This is a genomic window from Paenarthrobacter sp. CM16 (assembly GCF_013179505.1).
Classification (GTDB): Bacteria; Actinomycetota; Actinomycetes; order Actinomycetales; family Micrococcaceae; genus Arthrobacter.
Genome location: NZ_JABMCX010000073.1, coordinates 1 through 17,661, shown reverse-complemented (window position 1 = coordinate 17,661; position 17,661 = coordinate 1). Strand labels below are relative to the sequence as shown.

Here is a 17,661-nt window from a genome sequence, read left to right as displayed (position 1 = left end):
CCGCCAGTGTATTCAAACCCATCATCGTGGTGGCGTTGATCGCCGTCGCCGTTTTCACCGCCTTGCGGCCCAGCGCCGGCGAATTGACTGCCCTTCGCCACGATGGCCACAAGCACTACGTTGTGGCCTGCCTCATTGGGGCCGTGATCGGATTTTACGACGGCCTGATCGGCCCCGGCACCGGCTCTTTCCTGGTGATCGCCCTCGTTTCGGCCATGGGTTATGCCTTCCTTGAAGCCAGCGCCAAGGCCAAGATCGTCAACATGGCCACCAACGCAGGCGCCCTGATCTTCTTCCTTCCGCACGGCTCGTTGCTGTGGGGCGTAGGGCTGGTCCTGGGCTTGGCCAACATGGCCGGTGGCTACCTTGGCGCGCGTACTGCCGTGGCCAGGGGAAGCGGTTTTGTGCGCGTCGTCTTCCTGGTCGTTGTTGCGGCGTTGATCATCAAGCTCGGCTTTGACGTCTGGAATGAGAACTTCGCCGCCTGATCCTCGCCTCAGATGAAGCTGCCACTGGCGTTGGCAAGCGATTTCAAGCCGCGTACGACGGCGTGCGGCACCAACGCGCTGGAGGCCGGGTTGCCGGGGGAGGCCTCGTTGGTGACGCGGAAATCGAAGGTACCGAGGCTGGTTTCGGCCACCACGTGGTGGGACGTCCGGTGCGCGCCCGGATCGGCAATGAGCACGGCCTCCACCACCTCCCAATTGCCGGCGGCCAGGGCGAGCGCCGAGACCACATTGGTGGATTTGGGGAATGCCCTCATCAACTCAGCCGGCCCGCCCCGCAGAAGTTCAACGGGCCGGGTGGCCGCGAGCAGCCCCTCTGTGGTCTCACCGTCCATCCATGGTTGCACCAGTGCGGCGGGAAGCTTCCGCGTTTCCAGCGTGATGCGGTGGATGGTGCCTCCTGCACCGGCGGCGGTGATCGCATCGAGGCCGCCCAGCGCACCCGTGGTCAGGAAGGTGCGGCCCGGACCCTCGTCCAGCAAAGCGGAGCGGAGGGAGGGGTCGCAGAGGGCCCCGATCGAGGTCACCAGCAAGTCCTTCCCGGATCGGATGGTGGGAGGGCCAAACTCTGAAACTGCGGCGACGCCGGCGCATTCCACCACCACGTCAGCTACCTCGAGGGCATCGGCGAAACTAAAACCTGTGCCGGCGTCACCGTGCGGTATCACTCCGGCGAGTCGGACGCCAGGTGCGGTCCCGGCGTCGAGCAGTTCCGCTATCCGCGAGCCGATGGCACCGGAGCCGATCAGTGCAACTGTCAGTGCCATGGCCTAATGCTCCGTTGCGCCGGGATCGGGCAGGTCATGCGGCCGGGGAAGGTCATCCAGCGTTCGGCCCGCAAGGGTACTGGCAACCCACAAAGAACGTCGAAGGTCCCCACCGTGACGCGGGCTCCCGGCATACCCCAAGGCGTTCTCCACCTCCCGGGCAACACTCCATTGCCGGGCGGCCTCCGGATCGAGGCCGGCAGAGACGCTGAAGTCATGGCAACGCTCCCGCAGGGCTTCTTCCGGGGCTGTCCGGGAGAGGTCATGGATCCGGTTCCACAGAAGCGGCGCTACGGCGAACTCTGCCTCGCCTATCTGTGGCTGTGGATCGATGGCCAGGTAATCGCCCCGGTGTGATTGATTTTCCCTGGCGACAGCCAGGATGTTCATGAAGTGAAGATCGGTGTGTACCAGGACATCCGTCCCGGAGCGCCGCCCCACGGCACCGCGCGTCTGGCACACTTCCAGCGCGGCTTCAAGCAGCCACCGCGGGAAGGGACGGTCCAGGCGTTCCCACTCCGCCGGCAGTTCATCGCTCCACCTCTCGGCCGTTGCGGCCACATGGTCAAAGGCCCGCCATTCAAGGCGCTCATCGGGTTGGATGGAGAGTTGGCGCACAATCGCGCTCCAGGCGTCCCTTGCCTCATCCATGGGGGCGTCCTGGAGCCAACGGGAGGCATCCAGCCGTTCCAGGAGCATGGAGCAACTGGGAGCATCCGCTGCCAACAGGCGGACCGCGCCGTGACCATCCCAGAGCGCAAGGGCGTGGCGTTCCACCTGCGCTTCATCGTGGGGGAATGCGATCTTCAGGGCGGACGGTACGCCGTCCTGGAGGACCGGCACCACCAAGGCACCATGGCCGTTCCACGGTTCGGCACCGGGCGCCAAGTCAACGGTGAGTCGCCAACGATCCAAGGCCTCGGAGATGAGTCCCGGAAGACTGGCCAGCCAGTCCCGCCCCGCGGAGTCGCGGTTGTACCGGGCGTGGAGGTCGCCCGGAATGGGAATCATTGCGTGAAGTGTCACGCGATCAGCCTAACTCCGAGGGAACCCGTGGAGCCTGGAAAACGCCGCTGGCCCTCCGGATTCGGGACCGGGCGTCGGCAGGGAAGGCAAGTCTCCGGCGTCGAGCGTTAGTCCGGGGAGGGCAGGAATTTCTGCACCCCACCCAAGGCTCCTGCGGGAAGCGGCCAAGAGGCTGTCCACCGCCCAGCTCCGGGTCTCACCCGTGGACAGTGCAACCAAGTCGCCCAACACCGGAAGGGTTGAGGATTCCAGCTCGGCCAGGCCAACGGCGGGCTCTTGCGCGAACTGTCCGGGGAGGCGGTACCCGGGCTCACTTGCAGGTACGTCCCCGCAGTTGGCGCGGGTCAGGGTCTCTGCCTGCCGGAGCAGCGATTCATGGGCGGCGAGGCCTTTGGCTGCCGTACCGGCGGCCGCGGGTTCCAGCCGTTTGAGCGCCACCTGGTAGGCATAGACAGCTTCCTGATGCACGCGGACCGTCGCGGCCAGGGCTGCATCGGTAGTGGCGGAGGTGGGCTCAGGGGTAGGACTTGCCGAGGGGCAGGGTGGTCCGGAGACCGTGGCTGCGGGGACCTTCGTCGTTGCTGCTGCTTCCTTGGGGATCGGCAGTTGCCATGTCCGGGCCAGCTTTTCGGCTTCGAGCACTTGCGCTGTTCCGACGCCGGCAAGGAGCCGGGCGATGCCGCCGTCGGCTTCGCGGGCGTCTGCCAGGCGCTTTATACCGCTCGCGGACAAAGCCTCAACAAAGGTTGGGCGCGTGGTGGTGGCTGATGTGACGGAAGGTTCAGCGGTGCCGGAGGGCGTTGCTTCGGACGGAGCCAGGAGGGCGCGCGCCTGCGTTGTCAGCAAAGTCACAGCGGCTTTGAGGCCCGGATGCCCCGCTCCCTGGCCGGTTCCTTCAGACAATCCTGCGGCGGATTCTTGAAGCCGGAGTGCGTCCTCCAGTGCCTCTGCGCGGGCGGTTTCAGAGAAAGGGATGGGCGGGGGATTGCCGGAATCCCGCGGAATCAGCACCATCCCGGTGCCCGCGACGAGCAGCGCCACCACGGCAACAAGCATGACCCGGCCCCAGGGTGGTGTTCGTCGTTTTTCGCTTGTCTGCCCGTTCACAACACACCATGGTGTCACGCGGGCGGCAAAGTCCGTGCACCATGTTCCCGGGAAAATCGTTAGGCTAGTAGTCACAACAACATCTATCGGGAGGCGGCGGGCAACGTGAGTGACTCGGAAGCCACGACTTCAACACACCGTTCTGAATCCAACTCAACGGCCACCATCCACAACCCGGAAGAGAGCAGGCTTAAGGCGCTGCTTGAACCGGCTGTCCTTGCCAGCAGGCTCTACCTCGAGGATGTTTCCATCCACGTTGCCGGTTCACACCGCACGGTCCACGTCGTCGTGGACCTGCCGCAGGAAGAAACCGGCGGTGTCAGCCTTGACGCCATCGCTGAAGTCTCGCGTGGGCTCTCCGATATCCTGGACAACGATCCCCATGACGACGGACGCCCGTATGACCTCGAGGTTTCTTCCCCGGGCGTCAGCCGCCCCTTGACTGAGCCGCGCCACTGGCACCGGGCCCGTGGCCGCATGGTCCGGGTCAACGTGATCCAGGGTGAGAACCTCCTGGGCCGCATCGCCTCGGTGCAGGATGACGGCGTGACGCTCATCCCTGAGCACGAGGTCAAGAAGGGCATGAAGCCCAAGCAGGGCGACCCCATCACTATTCCTTTCGACAGGATCCGCCAAGGAAAAGTCGAGATTGAATTCAGCCACCTCCACGAGGCTGCGCTGGAAGACGAGCACAACGGACCTTCTGAGGAGGCCTAATGGATATTGACATGAGCGCACTGAGACTCCTGGAGCGTGAGCGTGAAATCCCGCTGGATCTCCTGATTCCCACCATCGAGCAAGCACTGCTGGTGGCGTACCACAAGACGCCCGGCGCCTTTGAAAAGGCCCGGGCGGAGTTGGACCGCAAGAGCGGCCACGTGACCATCTGGGCCACCGAGATCGACGACGACGGTGAGCCCATCGGCGAGTTTGAGGACACCCCGGCCGGATTCGGCCGCATCGCTGCCAGCACGGCGCGCCAGATCATCCTTCAGCGTCTTCGCGACGTAGAGGATGACAATGTGCTGGGCGAATTCAAGGGCCGTGAAGGCGAACTCGTGGCCGGCATGATCCAGCAGGGCAACAACCCGCACATGATCCAGGTCAACCTGGGGTCTGTTGAGGCACTGCTGCCGCCGCCCGAGCAGGTTCCCGGCGAGAAGTACCTCCACGGAAGCCGACTGCGCGCTTTCGTAGTGGACGTCCACCGCGGTGCCAAGGGCCCGTCCATCACGCTGTCCCGTTCCCACCCCGGACTGGTCCGCAAGCTGTTCGAAATGGAAGTTCCGGAAATCGCCGATCACTCGGTGGAGATCGTCGCGCTTGCCCGCGAAGCCGGGCACCGTACCAAGATCGCGGTCAAGGCCAACACTCCCGGCATTAACGCCAAGGGTGCCTGCATCGGTGAAATGGGTTCGCGCGTCCGGGCTGTCATGACTGAATTGAACGACGAAAAAATCGACATCGTCGATTTCAGTGATGACCCCGCAACCTTCATTGCCAACTCGTTGTCGCCGTCCCGGGTGAATTCGGTCACCATCACCGATGAGGCAACCCGCTCTGCCCGCGTGGTGGTTCCCGATTACCAGCTTTCCCTGGCTATCGGCAAGGAAGGCCAGAATGCCCGCCTCGCCGCAAAGCTGACCGGCTGGCGGATCGATATCGTTTCCGACGCCGCTCCGGCAAAAGTCGACTAGCGGTCCAACCGGCGGCTGATGCCGCCGGTTCCACGCCGCGCTGGCGGCGTCCTTGGTTTCGGGAGACCGGGGCCGGGGGGCTAGAATAGATGGAACCGGGCTTACGTCCGGTATCCGCGCGCTTTGGCGTGCCTCAGCTGCATGCGCAGGACCGGGGCCCGTCGGGTGCCAGTAGCGTAAGGCAGGTTGGACACGTCGTGGCTGAACTGCTTGAACACGGCCATGGGCCTGTTCGCACGTGCATCGGATGCCGGAAGCAAGGCTCCCGGTCCGAGCTTGTCCGGCTGGTCGCCCAAGGCAGCGGTTCGTCCGCGGTCCTGGTGGATGAACGACGCCGGATGGCCGGCAGGGGTGCGTGGCTGCACCCCAGCGAAAAGTGCCTGGCATTGGCGATCAAGCGGCGCGCTTTCGGAAGGGCCCTTGCGGGCGCTGCCGAAACGGGCGCCGTCGAACGTTACCTGATGCGGGGCACGCCACTTGTGGAGGCCCCGGTTGCCACAGGAAAACCGTCCAAACCTGAAAGCGGGTCAGAAAACTGATGGAAACCCGATGAGTTCCCAGCGATGAGTGCGTAACGATGACAACTTTGTTGCGCTCTGCAATGGGCCTTTCAATCGCGCAAGCGGCGAAGGCCCGCAGTAAGAAGTAGACGGTTCGTGCCTGGCTCGGTGCGGACCGAGACAGGAGAAATGTGGCCAAGGTCCGCGTACATGAGCTCGCCAAAGAGCTCGGTATTACTTCCAAAGATGCAGTAACCAAACTGCAGGAATTGGGCGAATTCGTTCGCTCCGCCTCGTCAACAATCGAGGCCCCCGTCGTGAAGAAACTTCGCGACGCCTACCCGGGTGCCGGCGCTGCCAAGGCCGCCGCTCCCGCTGCAGCCCCCAAAGCACCCGCAGCATCCCGTCCGGCAGCTCCGGCTCCGGGTCCTGCAGCACCGAAGGCTCCGGCCCCGGCACCTGCAGCCCCGGCTCCAGCGGCTCCTGCTCCGGCAGCCCAGGCTCCGGCAGCTCCGGCTCCGGCAGCACCTGCTGTTCCCGCCGCCTCCACCCCGGTTTCGGCCAAGCCCGGCGCCCGTCCTGCCCCTAAGGCGGAGACCCCGGCTCCGGCACGTCAGGGCGGCCAGGCTCCGCGTCCCGGCGGTCCCCGTCCCGGCAACAACCCGTTTGCTACGTCCCAGGGCATGCCCCGCGGCCGTGGTGGCGACGGAGATCGTCCGCCGCGTCCGGGCAACAACCCGTTTGCACCGTCCCAGGGCATGCCCCGGGGCGAACGCCGCAATGACGGCGAACGTCCCGGTGGTCCGCGTCCCGCGGCCGGCGCAGGCGGACCCCGTCCCGCAGCTGGTACCGGTGGTCCCCGTCCGGGCGCACCGCGTCCCGGCGCACCCCGTCCGGGCGCACCGCGTCCCGCCGGTGGTCCCGGTGCCGGAAACCGTCCTACTCCGGGCATGATGCCCAACCGCACTGAGCGTCCGGCTCCCGGTGGCGCAGGCCGTCCGGGTGGCGCAGGCCGTCCGGGTGGCGGACCCGGTCGTCCCGGTGGCGCACCTGGTGCAGGTACCGGTGGCGGAGCTCCCGCCGGCGGTGGCTTCGGCAAGGGTGGCCGCGGTCGCGGTGGCACCCAGGGTGCCTTCGGCAAGGGCGGCGCCGGTCGTGGCAAGCAGCGCAAGTCGAAGCGTGCAAAGCGCCAGGAACTGGAGCAGATGAGTGCTCCGTCGCTGGGCGGCGTATCAGTACCCCGCGGTGATGGCGAAACCATCATCCGCCTGCGTCGTGGCTCGTCCATCACGGACTTCGCCGAGAAGATCGATGCGAACCCGGCTTCGCTGGTGACCGTGCTGTTCCACCTTGGTGAAATGGCAACGGCTACTCAGTCCTTGGATGAGGACACCTTTGGCCTGCTTGGCGCCGAACTCGGCTACAAGCTCCAGGTTGTTTCCCCCGAGGACGAAGAGCGCGAGCTGCTGGACCAGTTCGACATCAACATCCAGGACGAACTCGACGCCGAAGGCGACGACGTCCTTGAGGCCCGCGCACCGGTTGTCACCGTCATGGGTCACGTCGACCACGGTAAGACCCGCCTGCTCGATGCCATCCGCAACTCCAATGTTGTGGCCGGCGAGCACGGTGGTATCACCCAGCACATCGGTGCATACCAGATCAGCCACGTCCACGAGGGCACGGCCCGCGACATCACCTTCATTGACACCCCCGGTCACGAGGCCTTCACGGCCATGCGTGCACGTGGTGCCAAGGTCACCGATATCGCGATCCTGGTTGTCGCAGCCGATGACGGCGTGATGCCGCAGACGGTTGAAGCACTCAACCACGCCCAGGCGGCAAACGTGCCGATCGTCGTCGCAGTGAACAAGATCGACAAGGAAGGCGCCAACCCTGACAAGGTCAAGGGCCAGCTGACCGAGTACGGACTGGTTCCGGAAGAATACGGTGGCGACACCATGTTCGTTGAGGTCTCTGCACGCCAGAACCTCAACATCGACGAACTGATCGACGCTGTCCTGCTGACTGCCGATGCCGCGCTGGATCTGCGCGCCAACCCGGACAAGGACGCTCGAGGCATTGCCATCGAAGCGAACCTGGACAAGGGGCGCGGTGCTGTTGCTACCGTCCTGGTCCAGTCCGGAACCCTGGCAGTGGGCGACACGATCGTGGCCGGTACGGCTCACGGCCGCGTCCGCGCCATGTTCGACGAGAACGGCGAGGCACTCGATGTCGCGCTGCCGTCCCGTCCGGTCCAGGTCCTCGGCCTGTCCAACGTGCCGCGTGCAGGTGACACCTTCCTGGTGACCCCGGACGAGCGTACGGCCCGCCAGATCGCTGAGAAGCGTGAAGCTGCCGACCGCAACGCCGCACTGGCCAAGCGTCGCAAGCGCATCAGCCTGGAAGACTTCGACCAGGCCGTTGCCGAAGGCAAGATCGACACCCTTAACCTCATCCTCAAGGGTGACGTATCCGGTGCCGTTGAAGCCCTCGAAGACGCCTTGCTCAAGATCGACGTCGGAGACGACGACGTTCAGCTCCGTGTCATCCACCGCGGTGTGGGTGCCATCACGCAGAACGACGTCAACCTCGCCACGGTGGACAACGCCATCATCATCGGCTTCAACGTCAAGCCGGCCGAGCGCGTTGCTGAACTTGCTGACCGTGAAGGCGTGGACATGCGCTTCTACTCGGTCATCTACGCAGCAATCGATGACATTGAGATGGCTCTCAAGGGCATGCTCAAGCCGGAGTACGAAGAAGTCCAGCTCGGCACTGCCGAGGTCCGCGAAGTCTTCCGTTCCTCCAAGTTCGGCAACATCGCAGGCTCGATCGTCCGCACGGGCATCATCCGCCGTAACACCAAGGCACGTGTCAGCCGCGACGGCAAGGTCATCGGTGACAACCTCACCGTTGAGACGCTCAAGCGCTTCAAGGATGACGCCACCGAAGTCCGTACCGACTTCGAGTGTGGTATCGGTCTTGGCTCCTTCAACGACATCACTGAAGGTGACATCATCGAGACCTTCGAAATGCGCGAAAAGCCGCGCGTCTAGGTTCCGTTTGGAACGGGTCCGTCGGGTAGCCCCGGCGGACCCGTTCCGTCCCCGTTTCTACTTTCCAGGAGGAAGTCATGGCTGATCCCGCACGCGCTGCCAAGCTGGCACAGCGGATTAAGGTCGTCGTCGCTGAGGCCCTCGGTCGTCGGGTCAAGGATCCGCGCGTCGAGACCATCACGGTCACCGACGCCCGCGTCACCAATGACCTTCAGCACGCCACCATCTACTACACCGTCTTCGGTGACGAGGTAGCCCATGCTGATGCTGCCCGTGCCTTGGAGAAGGCAAAGGGTGTGCTGCGGCAGGAAGTCGGCCGGAACATCACCGTCCGGCTGACTCCGACGCTTGAGTTTGTGGCGGACCAGATTCCGGTTAACGCCTCGAACCTTGAGGAGTTGCTCCGCGAAGCGAAGCGTCGCGACGCCGAGGTAGCCGCTTTGGCTGCCAGCGCCAAGCACGCCGGTGAGGCCGATCCCTACAAGGGCGACGCCCCGGAGGACATCGACGAGGACGACTTCGACGAAGAGGACACCGACCTCTCCGGCGACAAAGAACTCGACGAAGACGCCAACCGCTAAAACTCTCAGCGTTTTTGTACAGCTAATGCCCCTAAGACTGCGTTTTAGGGGCATTAGCTGTACTCAAACTCGTTAGGATCAGACCATGTCGGCGCACAACGCTCAGCAACGTGATGAATACCTGAACCGGGCCATCCGCCTGGCAGTGGAAAACGTCTCCGACGGCGGCGGTCCGTTCGGCGCCGTTGTGGTCACCCCGGACGGCACCGTCCACGAGGGAGTGAACCGGGTCACCCGTGACCATGACCCCACGGCCCACGCAGAAGTCGTGGCAATCCGCCGGGCCGCTTCCGCCACCCAAAAGTTCGACCTCACGGGCTCAGTCCTGTACGCCAGCTGCGAACCCTGTCCCTTGTGTTTATCAGCCACTCTCTGGGCCCGGATCGGCCACGTCTACTTCGCGGCGGACAGGCATGGTGCCGCCCGGGCGGGTTTCGATGACGCTGTGTTCTATGAGTATTTTGCCGGTGCCAGGCCTGAGCTGCTTCCGGTGGAGCATGCTGAGCTGCCCGCGTCAGATGACCCGTTCGCCGCCTGGCTGAACCACTCCCGCCGAACAGCGTACTGAGCCCTTGCGTCCTGAGGACCCCGGAAACTAAACCCTGGCCGGGAGCCGTCCAACGCCGTCGAGCAGGTCCTGCTGCCCTCCGCAGAGGGCGATCCTGATCCATCCTTCACCAATGGAGCCGAACGCTGTTCCCGGTGCGAACGACACGCCCGAATCCGCCAGGAAGGCACGCACCCAGGTCCTGACGTCGCCGCCACTGACGTGTGAGACATCCGCCCACAAATAGAACGCCCCCTGTGCTCCCAAAAATGGAATTCCCTTCCCGGACAGTACAGCCGAGGCTGCATCACGATTGCTGCGGTAATGGTCATGCGCCCGGGAAACATAGTCCTGTGGCCCTGTGAGGGCAGCGAGGGCGGCGTACTGGGAGGGAGATGCCACGCAGGAGACGATCGACTCCATCACGTTGTTCATCTTCTGCTCCAACCCTGGCGGGCAGACCAACGCCCCGATCCGCAGGCCCGTCAGGCCGTAGGTCTTGGACAGCGTCAGGGAAGTGAAGACCCGCGCTTCCCCGGGGACGTCGCTGTCGAAGCGGGCGGGACTGACATGCGGAACATCGAAGGTAAAGGCTTCATAGCACTCGTCCGAGATGATCCAGAGGTCATGCCGGACGGCCAGCTCCACCAGTTGGCGCGTGGATTCGGCACTGAATACGGCTCCCAAGGGATTGGACGGAGAGTTCAGCATGATCACCCGCGTCCGTGGCGTGATGAGTGCCTCGATGTCCTCGATATGCGGCTGGAAGTCATTCTGCGGGTACAAGGGATACTGCACAGGTACGGCGTGCAGGAGGCGGCTGGTCATGGCGAACGTGGGGTAGCCCGGATTGGGGATGAGGATTTCGTCCCCGGGCGCAAGCAGGAGGCTCATGGCGAAGTGCAGGCCCTGCTGCGCACCGTCCACCACATAGACCCGCTCCGCACCGATCTGCACGCCCTGCTGCTCCCGGAAACGGGCTGCGAAGGCTTCGCGGAGCGCGGGAATCCCTGCGTTCGGTGTGTAATTGGTCTCATCCCGGTCCAGGCAGGCAATCCCTGCGTCCAGGACGTGCCGGGGGAGTGCAAAGCCCGGTTCTCCGATACTCAGGACGATCGCCCCGGGGGTGGACCAAGCGGCTTCGGTGATCTCGCGGATCTGGTTCACGGGGACGTCGCGGACGTGCGGGGCAAGCTCAGGCATGGGAGCCATCCTAGCCACCCATATACTGGTAAGCGTGCTTTCTGGACTGGTAATCGTTGACAAACCGCAGGGATGGACCAGCCATGATGTGGTTGGCCGGATGCGGCGGCTGGCTGGTACCCGGAAAGTGGGGCACGCCGGAACGCTGGATCCCATGGCTACCGGCGTGCTGGTTCTTGGCATCAACAAGGCAACGCGCCTGTTGACCTACATTGTGGGCACCTCCAAGACCTACACCGCCACCATCAGGCTCGGCGAAACCACCATCACCGACGACGCCGAGGGCGAGGTCACCGAAACCCGCAGTGCGTCGGAGGTCACCGACGACGCCATCGCCGCCGGGGTGGCCGCGCTGACAGGACCCATCCAGCAGGTTCCCAGCAGCGTCAGTGCCATCAAGGTCAACGGTGAACGCTCCTATGCCCGTGTGCGCTCCGGCGAGGAAGTCAAGCTCGCTGCCCGCCCCGTCACCATCCACCGCTTCGAGGTCCACTCCATACAAAGAGTCGACGGCGGCAGGGTAGTTGACGTCGATGTCACCGTGGAATGTTCTTCCGGGACGTACATCAGGGCCTTGGCCCGTGACCTGGGCAATGGCCTGGGAGTCGGTGGCCACCTTACCGCGTTGCGCAGGACCCAAGTTGGGCCGTACACCCTTGACCAAGCCCGCACCCTGGAAGAGTTGGCAGAGGAACTGAACGTTCTGGAAATGTCCCACGCTGCGCGGGCCCTCATGCCCAACCGGGAACTCAGTGCTGAGGAAACCACGGAAATTTCCTTTGGCCGCCGAATTGCCGCCGGCCCCGGTGCCGGAACGCCTGAGGCTGCTACGGCCGGCAACCCTGCAGCCGCATTCGCGCCGTCGGGGGAGTTGGTAGCGCTGCTGGCTGATAGCGGCAGCTTCGCCAAGCCGGTGCTGGTCTTTGCCCCGGGAACCGGTTCAGGTACAGGGCAGGCGCAATAACAATGGACGGATACTTTTACGCCATCCTGATCGTCGGATTGGTGTCCACCATCATGTGCCTCGTGGCCGGCCTGATGAAGAAAGCCCCCAACGATCCCACCATCTTCTCGGTCCTTGCAGTGGAACTGGTCCTCCTGGTGTATCTGGTGGGTTCGATCGTCCGGGTAGCCATGGGCGAGCAGATTGCCGGTGAGGCCTGGGAGTTCTGGGGCTACCTGGCTACCGCCCTGATGATTCCCTTGGGCGCCGTTTACTGGGCCATCCTTGAACGAACCCGCTGGAGCAACTTCGTGTTGGCTGCAGTGGGTATCACCGTGCTTGTCATGGGCGCCCGCATGAACCAGATCTGGTACTGACCTTGAAGGAAGAACGCAACGTGACTGGAACCGAGACCAACCCGGTAAATCCGCAGCACAAGGACACCCGCAATACTGGACCTGGCCGCCTGCTGATCGCGGTCTATGCAGTCTTCGCGCTGTCCGCAACGGCACGTGCCGGCTACCAGATCGCCACCAAGTTTGCCGAAGCTCCGTTGGCGCACAGCCTGTCGGCGTTCGCCGCCGTCGTCTATATTGTGGCCACCATCTCACTCGCCAAGCCGGGCCGCACGTGGTTCAAGGTCTCCGTCGCCGCTGTCCTTACGGAACTTGTGGGAGTGCTGGTGGTGGGCGCCATCAGCCTCTTCGATCCTGTCGCTTTCCCGCACGATACTGTGTGGTCCCTCTTTGGCCGCGGCTACGGCTTCGTGCCGCTGGTGCTGCCGATCCTGGGCCTCCTGTGGCTCAATAAACGCCGGCCGTCCTGAGTCAAAGACCCTAGCGGGTAACCTTAGAATGTTCCGGCGCCGGGAGGTTGCCGGACGCAACGAACATCTGCAGTAAAAGGCGAGGTTGATGGTCCACATCTGGAACGATCCCACCGAAGTCCCCAAGGACTTCGGACCTACTGTCGTTACCATCGGGAACTTTGACGGCGTCCATCGTGGCCACCAGCACGTCCTGTCGCAGTTGACCGGCACGTCAAAGCGGCACGGTATTCCGTCGGTTGCGGTGACGTTCGATCCCCACCCCGCGCAGGTGCACAGGCCGGATTCTGCTCCGGAGCTCATCATGGGCCTCCAGGACAAGCTGGAGGCGCTGGGAGATACCGGGGTGGATGCGGTACTGGTGATGAAGTACACCCTCGATCTTGCGGCAATGACGCCGCTGGAGTTTGTCCGCGAGGTTTTGCTCGAAGGACTCCACGCCGCACACCTCGTAGTAGGGCATGACCTCCGCTTCGGCGCCGGTAACGCCGGCGATGTTGTGACCATGCAGGAGCTGGGCGACCAGCTCGGCTTCAGCGTCCAGGTAGTCAATGAGTACGGCGCGGGCGGCTTCCCGGTCCACGACGACGGCGATGCCGACCGCCGCTGTTCTTCCACCTGGGTTCGGGAAGCTTTGTCCGAGGGGGATGTGGTGACTGCCGCCGCAGTGCTGGGCCGTCCCCACCGCATGCGCGGGGAAGTGGTCCATGGCGCTGCCCGTGGCCGGGACCTGGGATTTCCCACCGCCAACCTTTCCCACGATTCCACCGGGTATGTCCCGGCAGACGGAATTTATGCCGGCTGGCTGATAGACCAGTCCGGGACCCGGTGGCCCGCTGCCATTTCGGTGGGGTCCAACCCCACGTTCGACGGCGTCAGCCGTCAGGTCGAGGCCCATGTCATCGACCGCCCCGAAGAAAACGTGGAGGACTTCGACCTCTACGGCCAGACGGTGGCGGTCGAATTTACGCAGCGTTTGCGGGGCATGGTGGCGTACCGGGGACCTGAAGCTTTGGTCGAGCAAATGTGCCTGGACGTAGCCCAGGCGCACGAGCTCCTGAGCCGGAGCTAGGCGCATTTCGACAACACTGCCGGCCTGCCGGTAAACTGATGAGTGGATCCGGCTGCAGTCCGTGGCGGCTGGACCTGTTTTTGTGTGCGGCGACGCACCAAAGGCAACCCGTCAGCGAGGCGCTGCACCGGGAGGCACGGCACAACTCTAGGAGTTCACGTGGCACTTGAAGCCGCTGTAAAGCAGTCCATCATCAAGGAATACGCAACCTCTGAAGGCGACACCGGTTCGCCCGAGGTACAGGTTGCAGTCCTGACCCAGCGGATCAAGGATCTGACTGAGCACATGAAGGAGCACAAGCACGACTTCCACACCCAGCGCGGTCTGCTGGCCATGGTTGGTCGTCGCAAGCGCATGCTTTCCTACCTGAAGAACACCGACATCGCCCGCTACCGTGCGCTCATCGAGCGCCTCGGCCTGCGTCGCTAGTCTGACTTTAGGGGCGGCCCGGTCCCTCAAGGAACGGGCCGCCTTCTTCACCAACAACTAAAAACAGGAATCAACCGCATCGCGCATTCGCGGTCCTCGGTAGTGATTCCCGGGAACAATCGATGACGGTTGGCCCGTGGATCTCGATCGATGACCGGGTGTCGTACAGGCCAGGAAAAAAGAAGAGGCCTGGGTTGATGCGGCGGACTTCCGCTAACAGAAACGGAGGTGACTCTCTATGGAGGGTCCCGAAATCCAGTTCTCCGAAGCCATTATCGACAACGGCCGTTTCGGCAAGCGCGTCATTCGCTTCGAAACCGGCCGCCTTGCCAAGCAGGCAGCCGGCGCTTCGATGGTCTACATCGACGAAGACACCGCCCTGCTTTCGGCAACCACCGCAGGCAAGCAGCCGCGCGAAGGTTTCGACTTCTTCCCGCTGACGGTTGATGTTGAAGAGCGTATGTACGCCGCCGGCCGCATCCCGGGTTCGTTCTTCCGCCGCGAAGGCCGCCCGTCCACCGAAGCCATCCTCGCTTGCCGCCTGATGGACCGCCCGCTGCGCCCTGCCTTCGTCAAGGGCTTGCGCAACGAGGTCCAGATCGTGGTTACCGTTCTGGCCATCAACCCGGATGAGCTCTACGACGTCGTCGCCATCAACGCTTCCTCGATGTCCACCCAGCTTTCCGGCCTCCCGTTCTCCGGCCCGATCGGCGGCGTCCGCGTTGCCCTCATCGCCGACGAACAGGGTTCACAGTGGGTTGCTTTCCCGAAGCACTCCCAGCTGGAGAACGCTGTGTTCAACATGGTTGTTGCCGGCCGCATCGCCGGTGACGACGTCGCCATCATGATGGTCGAAGCCGAAGCTACGGACAACTCCTGGAACCTCATCAAGGAACAGGGCGCAACCGCTCCTACCGAAGAGGTTGTCTCCGAAGGCCTCGAGGCTGCCAAGCCGTTCATCAAGGCACTCTGCGAAGCCCAGGCAGACCTGGCAGCCCGCGCTGCCAAGCCCACGGTTGAGTTCCCGGTCTTCCTGGACTACCAGGACGACGTCTACGCCGCTGTTGAAGCCGCTGCCGCTGACAAGTTGGCTGCTGTCTTCCAGATTGCTGACAAGCAGGACCGCGACAACGCTTCCGACGAGCTCAAGGACGAGGTCCTTGGTGCACTTGCCGGACAGTTCGAAGGCCGCGAGAAGGAGCTGTCCGCAGCATTCCGCTCGGTCACCAAGCACGTTGTGCGCCAGCGCATCCTCAAGGACCAGGTCCGCATTGACGGCCGTGGCCTGACGGATATCCGCCAGCTGACCGCCGAGGTTGAGGTCCTGCCCCGCGTTCACGGTTCCGCGATCTTCGAGCGCGGCGAAACCCAGATCATGGGTGTCACCACGCTGAACATGCTCAAGATGGAGCAGCAGATCGACTCGTTGTCGCCGGTAACGCGCAAGCGCTACATGCACAACTACAACTTCCCGCCGTACTCCACCGGTGAGACCGGACGCGTCGGTTCCCCGAAGCGCCGCGAAATCGGCCACGGTGCCCTTGCAGAGCGCGCCTTGGTTCCGGTTCTGCCGACCCGCGAGGAATTCCCGTACGCCATCCGCCAGGTATCCGAGGCCCTCGGTTCCAACGGTTCGACGTCCATGGGCTCGGTCTGTGCTTCGACGCTTTCCATGCTCAACGCCGGTGTGCCGTTGAAGGCAGCAGTTGCCGGTATCGCCATGGGCCTGGTTTCCGACCAGGTTGACGGCCAGACCCGCTACGCAGCGCTGACCGACATCCTCGGCGCCGAAGACGCTTTCGGCGACATGGACTTCAAGGTTGCCGGTACGTCCGAGTTCGTCACGGCCATCCAGCTGGACACCAAGCTCGACGGCATCCCCGCTTCCGTGCTGGCAGCAGCGCTGAAGCAGGCCCGCGAAGCCCGCCTCCACATCCTCGAGGTCATCAACGCTGCGATCGACACCCCGGACGAGCTTTCCGAGTTCGCTCCGCGTGTCATCGCGGTCAAGATCCCCGTAGACAAGATCGGCGAGGTCATCGGCCCCAAGGGCAAGATGATCAACCAGATCCAGGAAGACACGGGCGCGGACATCTCCATCGAAGATGACGGCACGGTCTACATCGGCGCCACCAACGGTCCGTCTGCTGATGCGGCACGTTCTGCCATCAACGCCATCGCCAACCCGCAGGTACCGGAAATCGGTGAGCGTTACCTGGGTACGGTCGTCAAAACCACCACCTTTGGCGCTTTCGTTTCCCTCACCCCGGGCAAGGACGGCCTGCTGCACATCTCCGAGCTCCGCAAGCTGGCCAACGGCAAGCGCGTGGACAACGTTGATGACGTCGTCTCCGTAGGCCAGAAGGTCCAGGTCGAGATCACCAAGATCGATGACCGCGGCAAGCTTTCCCTCTCCCCGGTTGTTGCCGAGGAAGAGGGCGCGGCTTCCGAGGACGCTCCGGCCGAGGCCGCTGAAGAGTCCGCAGAGTAGTCTCTAAGCAGTACACCCGGCGGGGCCGGTGGGCTTGTAAAAGCTCCACCGGCCCTTCCGGCCTTAACCCGAAAACCTGAAAGGCCTTGATGACTGTCGTACCCCTGCCGCTGGAGCAGACCCTTCCCGGTGGCGAATTGATCCATGGTGCCGAGGGCGGTTCCGTCGTCCGGCGCTCGGTCCTTCCCGGCGGAGTGCGCGTCCTGACCGAGGCTATGCCCGGCCAGCGCTCGGCGACCATAGGCTTCTGGGTGGCAGTGGGTTCACGCGATGAAGCGGACGGCCAGCATGGTTCCACACACTTCCTGGAGCACTTGCTGTTTAAAGGCACCAAACGTCGCACTGCCTTGGAGATCGCATCGGCTTTTGACGAGGTAGGTGGCGAATCAAACGCCGCAACTGCGAAGGAAAGCACGTGCTACTTCGCGCGGGTACTGGACACAGACCTTCCCATGGCCATCGACGTCATTGCAGATATGATCACCGGGGCGGTCCTGGATCCTGCTGAATTGGAGCAGGAACGCGATGTCATCCTTGAGGAAATCGCCATGGACAGCGACGACCCCACAGACGTTGCGCACGAGAAATTCGTTGAGGCCGTCCTCGGCAACCACCCCCTGGCCCGTCCGATCGGTGGAACGCCCGAGGCCATCAAGGCCGTAGCCCGGGACTCAGTGTGGGCGCACTACCAGCGCTACTACCGCCCGGAGGAACTTGTCATCACCGCAGCCGGTGGGCTCGACCATGACGTGGTCTGCGACCTCGTCCTTGACGCCCTGACGGCTGCTGGCTGGAAACTCGATCCCCAAGCTGCCCCGGTGAACCGCAGGGGAACCGAACGCGCTGTCATCAGCGGAACCTCGGGCCTCCACGTGGTCAAACGTCCCGTGGAGCAAGCCAACATCAT

19 protein-coding genes are annotated in these 17,661 nt (G+C 63.8%); 14 read left to right on the top strand and 5 right to left on the bottom strand.

Going from position 1 to position 17,661, the window contains the following annotated elements; all coding sequences use genetic code 11:
• Window positions 1–488 (top strand): TSUP family transporter (locus HP499_RS08610; protein ID WP_172323680.1); only part of this gene is annotated, 488 nt, incomplete at its 5' end.
• 8 nt (window positions 489–496) lie between these two features.
• On the opposite strand, the gene HP499_RS08605 is transcribed toward HP499_RS08610, so the two are convergent.
• The 3 genes from HP499_RS08605 to HP499_RS08595 are packed head-to-tail and all read right to left on the bottom strand — an operon-like array spanning window position 497 to window position 3,406.
• Window positions 497–1,273: an aspartate dehydrogenase domain-containing protein gene (locus tag HP499_RS08605; RefSeq protein ID WP_172323679.1), complete on the bottom strand. Its 777-nt coding sequence runs from the start codon at window positions 1,271–1,273 to the stop codon at window positions 497–499.
• Between the two features lie 3 nt (window positions 1,274–1,276).
• Window positions 1,277–2,299, bottom strand: coding sequence for an aminoglycoside phosphotransferase family protein (locus HP499_RS08600; RefSeq protein ID WP_309138358.1), 1,023 nt, complete (start codon window positions 2,297–2,299; stop codon window positions 1,277–1,279).
• 9 nt (window positions 2,300–2,308) lie between these two features.
• A complete protein-coding gene (locus HP499_RS08595) occupies window positions 2,309–3,406 on the bottom strand; it encodes a ferritin-like domain-containing protein (protein WP_309138357.1) in 1,098 nt (365 codons plus the stop codon).
• A 105-nt stretch (window positions 3,407–3,511) separates the two neighbouring features.
• Here HP499_RS08595 and rimP point away from each other — a divergent pair, with 105 nt between their 5' ends.
• Window positions 3,512–4,123, top strand: coding sequence for a ribosome maturation factor RimP (rimP, locus tag HP499_RS08590; RefSeq protein ID WP_172323677.1), 612 nt, complete (start codon window positions 3,512–3,514; stop codon window positions 4,121–4,123).
• Window positions 4,123–5,103 carry a transcription termination factor NusA gene (gene nusA / locus HP499_RS08585; RefSeq protein WP_172323676.1) on the top strand — a complete coding sequence of 327 codons (981 nt, stop codon included), beginning with the start codon at window positions 4,123–4,125 and terminating at the stop codon, window positions 5,101–5,103. The genes rimP and nusA overlap by 1 nt, the downstream gene beginning before the upstream one ends.
• A 101-nt stretch (window positions 5,104–5,204) precedes the next feature.
• Here nusA and HP499_RS25465 read toward each other — a convergent pair whose 3' ends face one another.
• Window positions 5,205–5,468, bottom strand: a complete 264-nt coding sequence (locus tag HP499_RS25465) for a hypothetical protein (RefSeq protein ID WP_309138360.1) — start codon at window positions 5,466–5,468, stop codon at window positions 5,205–5,207.
• On the opposite strand from HP499_RS25465, the gene HP499_RS08580 reads away from it, so the two are divergent.
• The 4 genes from HP499_RS08580 to HP499_RS08565 all read left to right on the top strand — a co-directional run bounded on the left by HP499_RS08580 (window position 5,388) and on the right by HP499_RS08565 (window position 9,811).
• Window positions 5,388–5,642 carry a YlxR family protein gene (locus HP499_RS08580; protein WP_309138359.1) on the top strand — a complete coding sequence of 85 codons (255 nt, stop codon included), beginning with the start codon at window positions 5,388–5,390 and terminating at the stop codon, window positions 5,640–5,642. The genes HP499_RS25465 and HP499_RS08580 overlap by 81 nt on opposite strands.
• A 152-nt stretch (window positions 5,643–5,794) precedes the next feature.
• Window positions 5,795–8,662 (top strand): translation initiation factor IF-2, encoded by a 2,868-nt coding sequence (gene infB / locus HP499_RS08575; protein WP_172323674.1) that lies wholly within the window; start codon window positions 5,795–5,797, stop codon window positions 8,660–8,662.
• Window positions 8,663–8,739: 77 nt separating this feature from the next.
• Complete coding sequence (gene rbfA / locus HP499_RS08570) at window positions 8,740–9,243, top strand: 30S ribosome-binding factor RbfA (RefSeq protein WP_026547314.1); 504 nt, start codon at window positions 8,740–8,742, stop codon at window positions 9,241–9,243.
• A gap of 85 nt (window positions 9,244–9,328) precedes the next feature.
• The gene (locus HP499_RS08565) at window positions 9,329–9,811 is read left to right on the top strand and encodes a nucleoside deaminase (protein WP_172323673.1); all 483 of its coding nucleotides are present in this window, start codon (window positions 9,329–9,331) and stop codon (window positions 9,809–9,811) included.
• Window positions 9,812–9,838: 27 nt separating this feature from the next.
• On the opposite strand, the gene HP499_RS08560 is transcribed toward HP499_RS08565, so the two are convergent.
• On the bottom strand, window positions 9,839–10,993 hold the full coding sequence (locus HP499_RS08560; protein ID WP_172323672.1) for a pyridoxal phosphate-dependent aminotransferase: 1,155 nt from the start codon (window positions 10,991–10,993) through the stop codon (window positions 9,839–9,841).
• A 34-nt stretch (window positions 10,994–11,027) separates the two neighbouring features.
• On the opposite strand from HP499_RS08560, the gene truB reads away from it, so the two are divergent.
• From truB to HP499_RS08525, 7 genes are all read left to right on the top strand, one after another.
• Window positions 11,028–11,957 carry a tRNA pseudouridine(55) synthase TruB gene (truB, locus tag HP499_RS08555; protein ID WP_309138356.1) on the top strand — a complete coding sequence of 310 codons (930 nt, stop codon included), beginning with the start codon at window positions 11,028–11,030 and terminating at the stop codon, window positions 11,955–11,957.
• Window positions 11,958–11,959: 2 nt separating this feature from the next.
• On the top strand, window positions 11,960–12,313 hold the full coding sequence (locus HP499_RS08550; RefSeq protein WP_172323670.1) for a hypothetical protein: 354 nt from the start codon (window positions 11,960–11,962) through the stop codon (window positions 12,311–12,313).
• Window positions 12,314–12,315: 2 nt separating this feature from the next.
• Window positions 12,316–12,762, top strand: a complete 447-nt coding sequence (locus HP499_RS08545; protein ID WP_172323669.1) for a hypothetical protein — start codon at window positions 12,316–12,318, stop codon at window positions 12,760–12,762.
• A gap of 88 nt (window positions 12,763–12,850) precedes the next feature.
• Window positions 12,851–13,834: a bifunctional riboflavin kinase/FAD synthetase gene (locus HP499_RS08540; protein WP_172323668.1), complete on the top strand. Its 984-nt coding sequence runs from the start codon at window positions 12,851–12,853 to the stop codon at window positions 13,832–13,834.
• Between the two features lie 159 nt (window positions 13,835–13,993).
• The gene (rpsO, locus tag HP499_RS08535; RefSeq protein WP_089594382.1) at window positions 13,994–14,263 is read left to right on the top strand and encodes a 30S ribosomal protein S15; all 270 of its coding nucleotides are present in this window, start codon (window positions 13,994–13,996) and stop codon (window positions 14,261–14,263) included.
• Between the two features lie 238 nt (window positions 14,264–14,501).
• On the top strand, window positions 14,502–16,754 hold the full coding sequence (locus HP499_RS08530; RefSeq protein ID WP_011774282.1) for a polyribonucleotide nucleotidyltransferase: 2,253 nt from the start codon (window positions 14,502–14,504) through the stop codon (window positions 16,752–16,754).
• Between the two features lie 89 nt (window positions 16,755–16,843).
• Window positions 16,844–17,661: pitrilysin family protein (locus HP499_RS08525; RefSeq protein ID WP_172323667.1), on the top strand; the 818-nt coding region annotated here is incomplete at its 3' end.

Bases quoted from the DNA above. Each gene is read 5' to 3' on its own strand.
- HP499_RS08540 (WP_172323668.1), top strand. From the start codon at position 12,851: ATGGTCCACATCTGGAACGATCCCACCGAAGTCCCCAAGGACTTCGGA.
- HP499_RS08565 (WP_172323673.1), top strand. From the start codon at position 9,329: ATGTCGGCGCACAACGCTCAGCAACGTGATGAATACCTGAACCGGGCC.
- nusA (WP_172323676.1), top strand. From the start codon at position 4,123: ATGGATATTGACATGAGCGCACTGAGACTCCTGGAGCGTGAGCGTGAA.
- rbfA (WP_026547314.1), top strand. From the start codon at position 8,740: ATGGCTGATCCCGCACGCGCTGCCAAGCTGGCACAGCGGATTAAGGTC.
- HP499_RS08605 (WP_172323679.1), bottom strand. From the start codon at position 1,273: ATGGCACTGACAGTTGCACTGATCGGCTCCGGTGCCATCGGCTCGCGG.
- HP499_RS08560 (WP_172323672.1), bottom strand. From the start codon at position 10,993: ATGCCTGAGCTTGCCCCGCACGTCCGCGACGTCCCCGTGAACCAGATC.
- HP499_RS08530 (WP_011774282.1), top strand. From the start codon at position 14,502: ATGGAGGGTCCCGAAATCCAGTTCTCCGAAGCCATTATCGACAACGGC.
- HP499_RS08550 (WP_172323670.1), top strand. From the start codon at position 11,960: ATGGACGGATACTTTTACGCCATCCTGATCGTCGGATTGGTGTCCACC.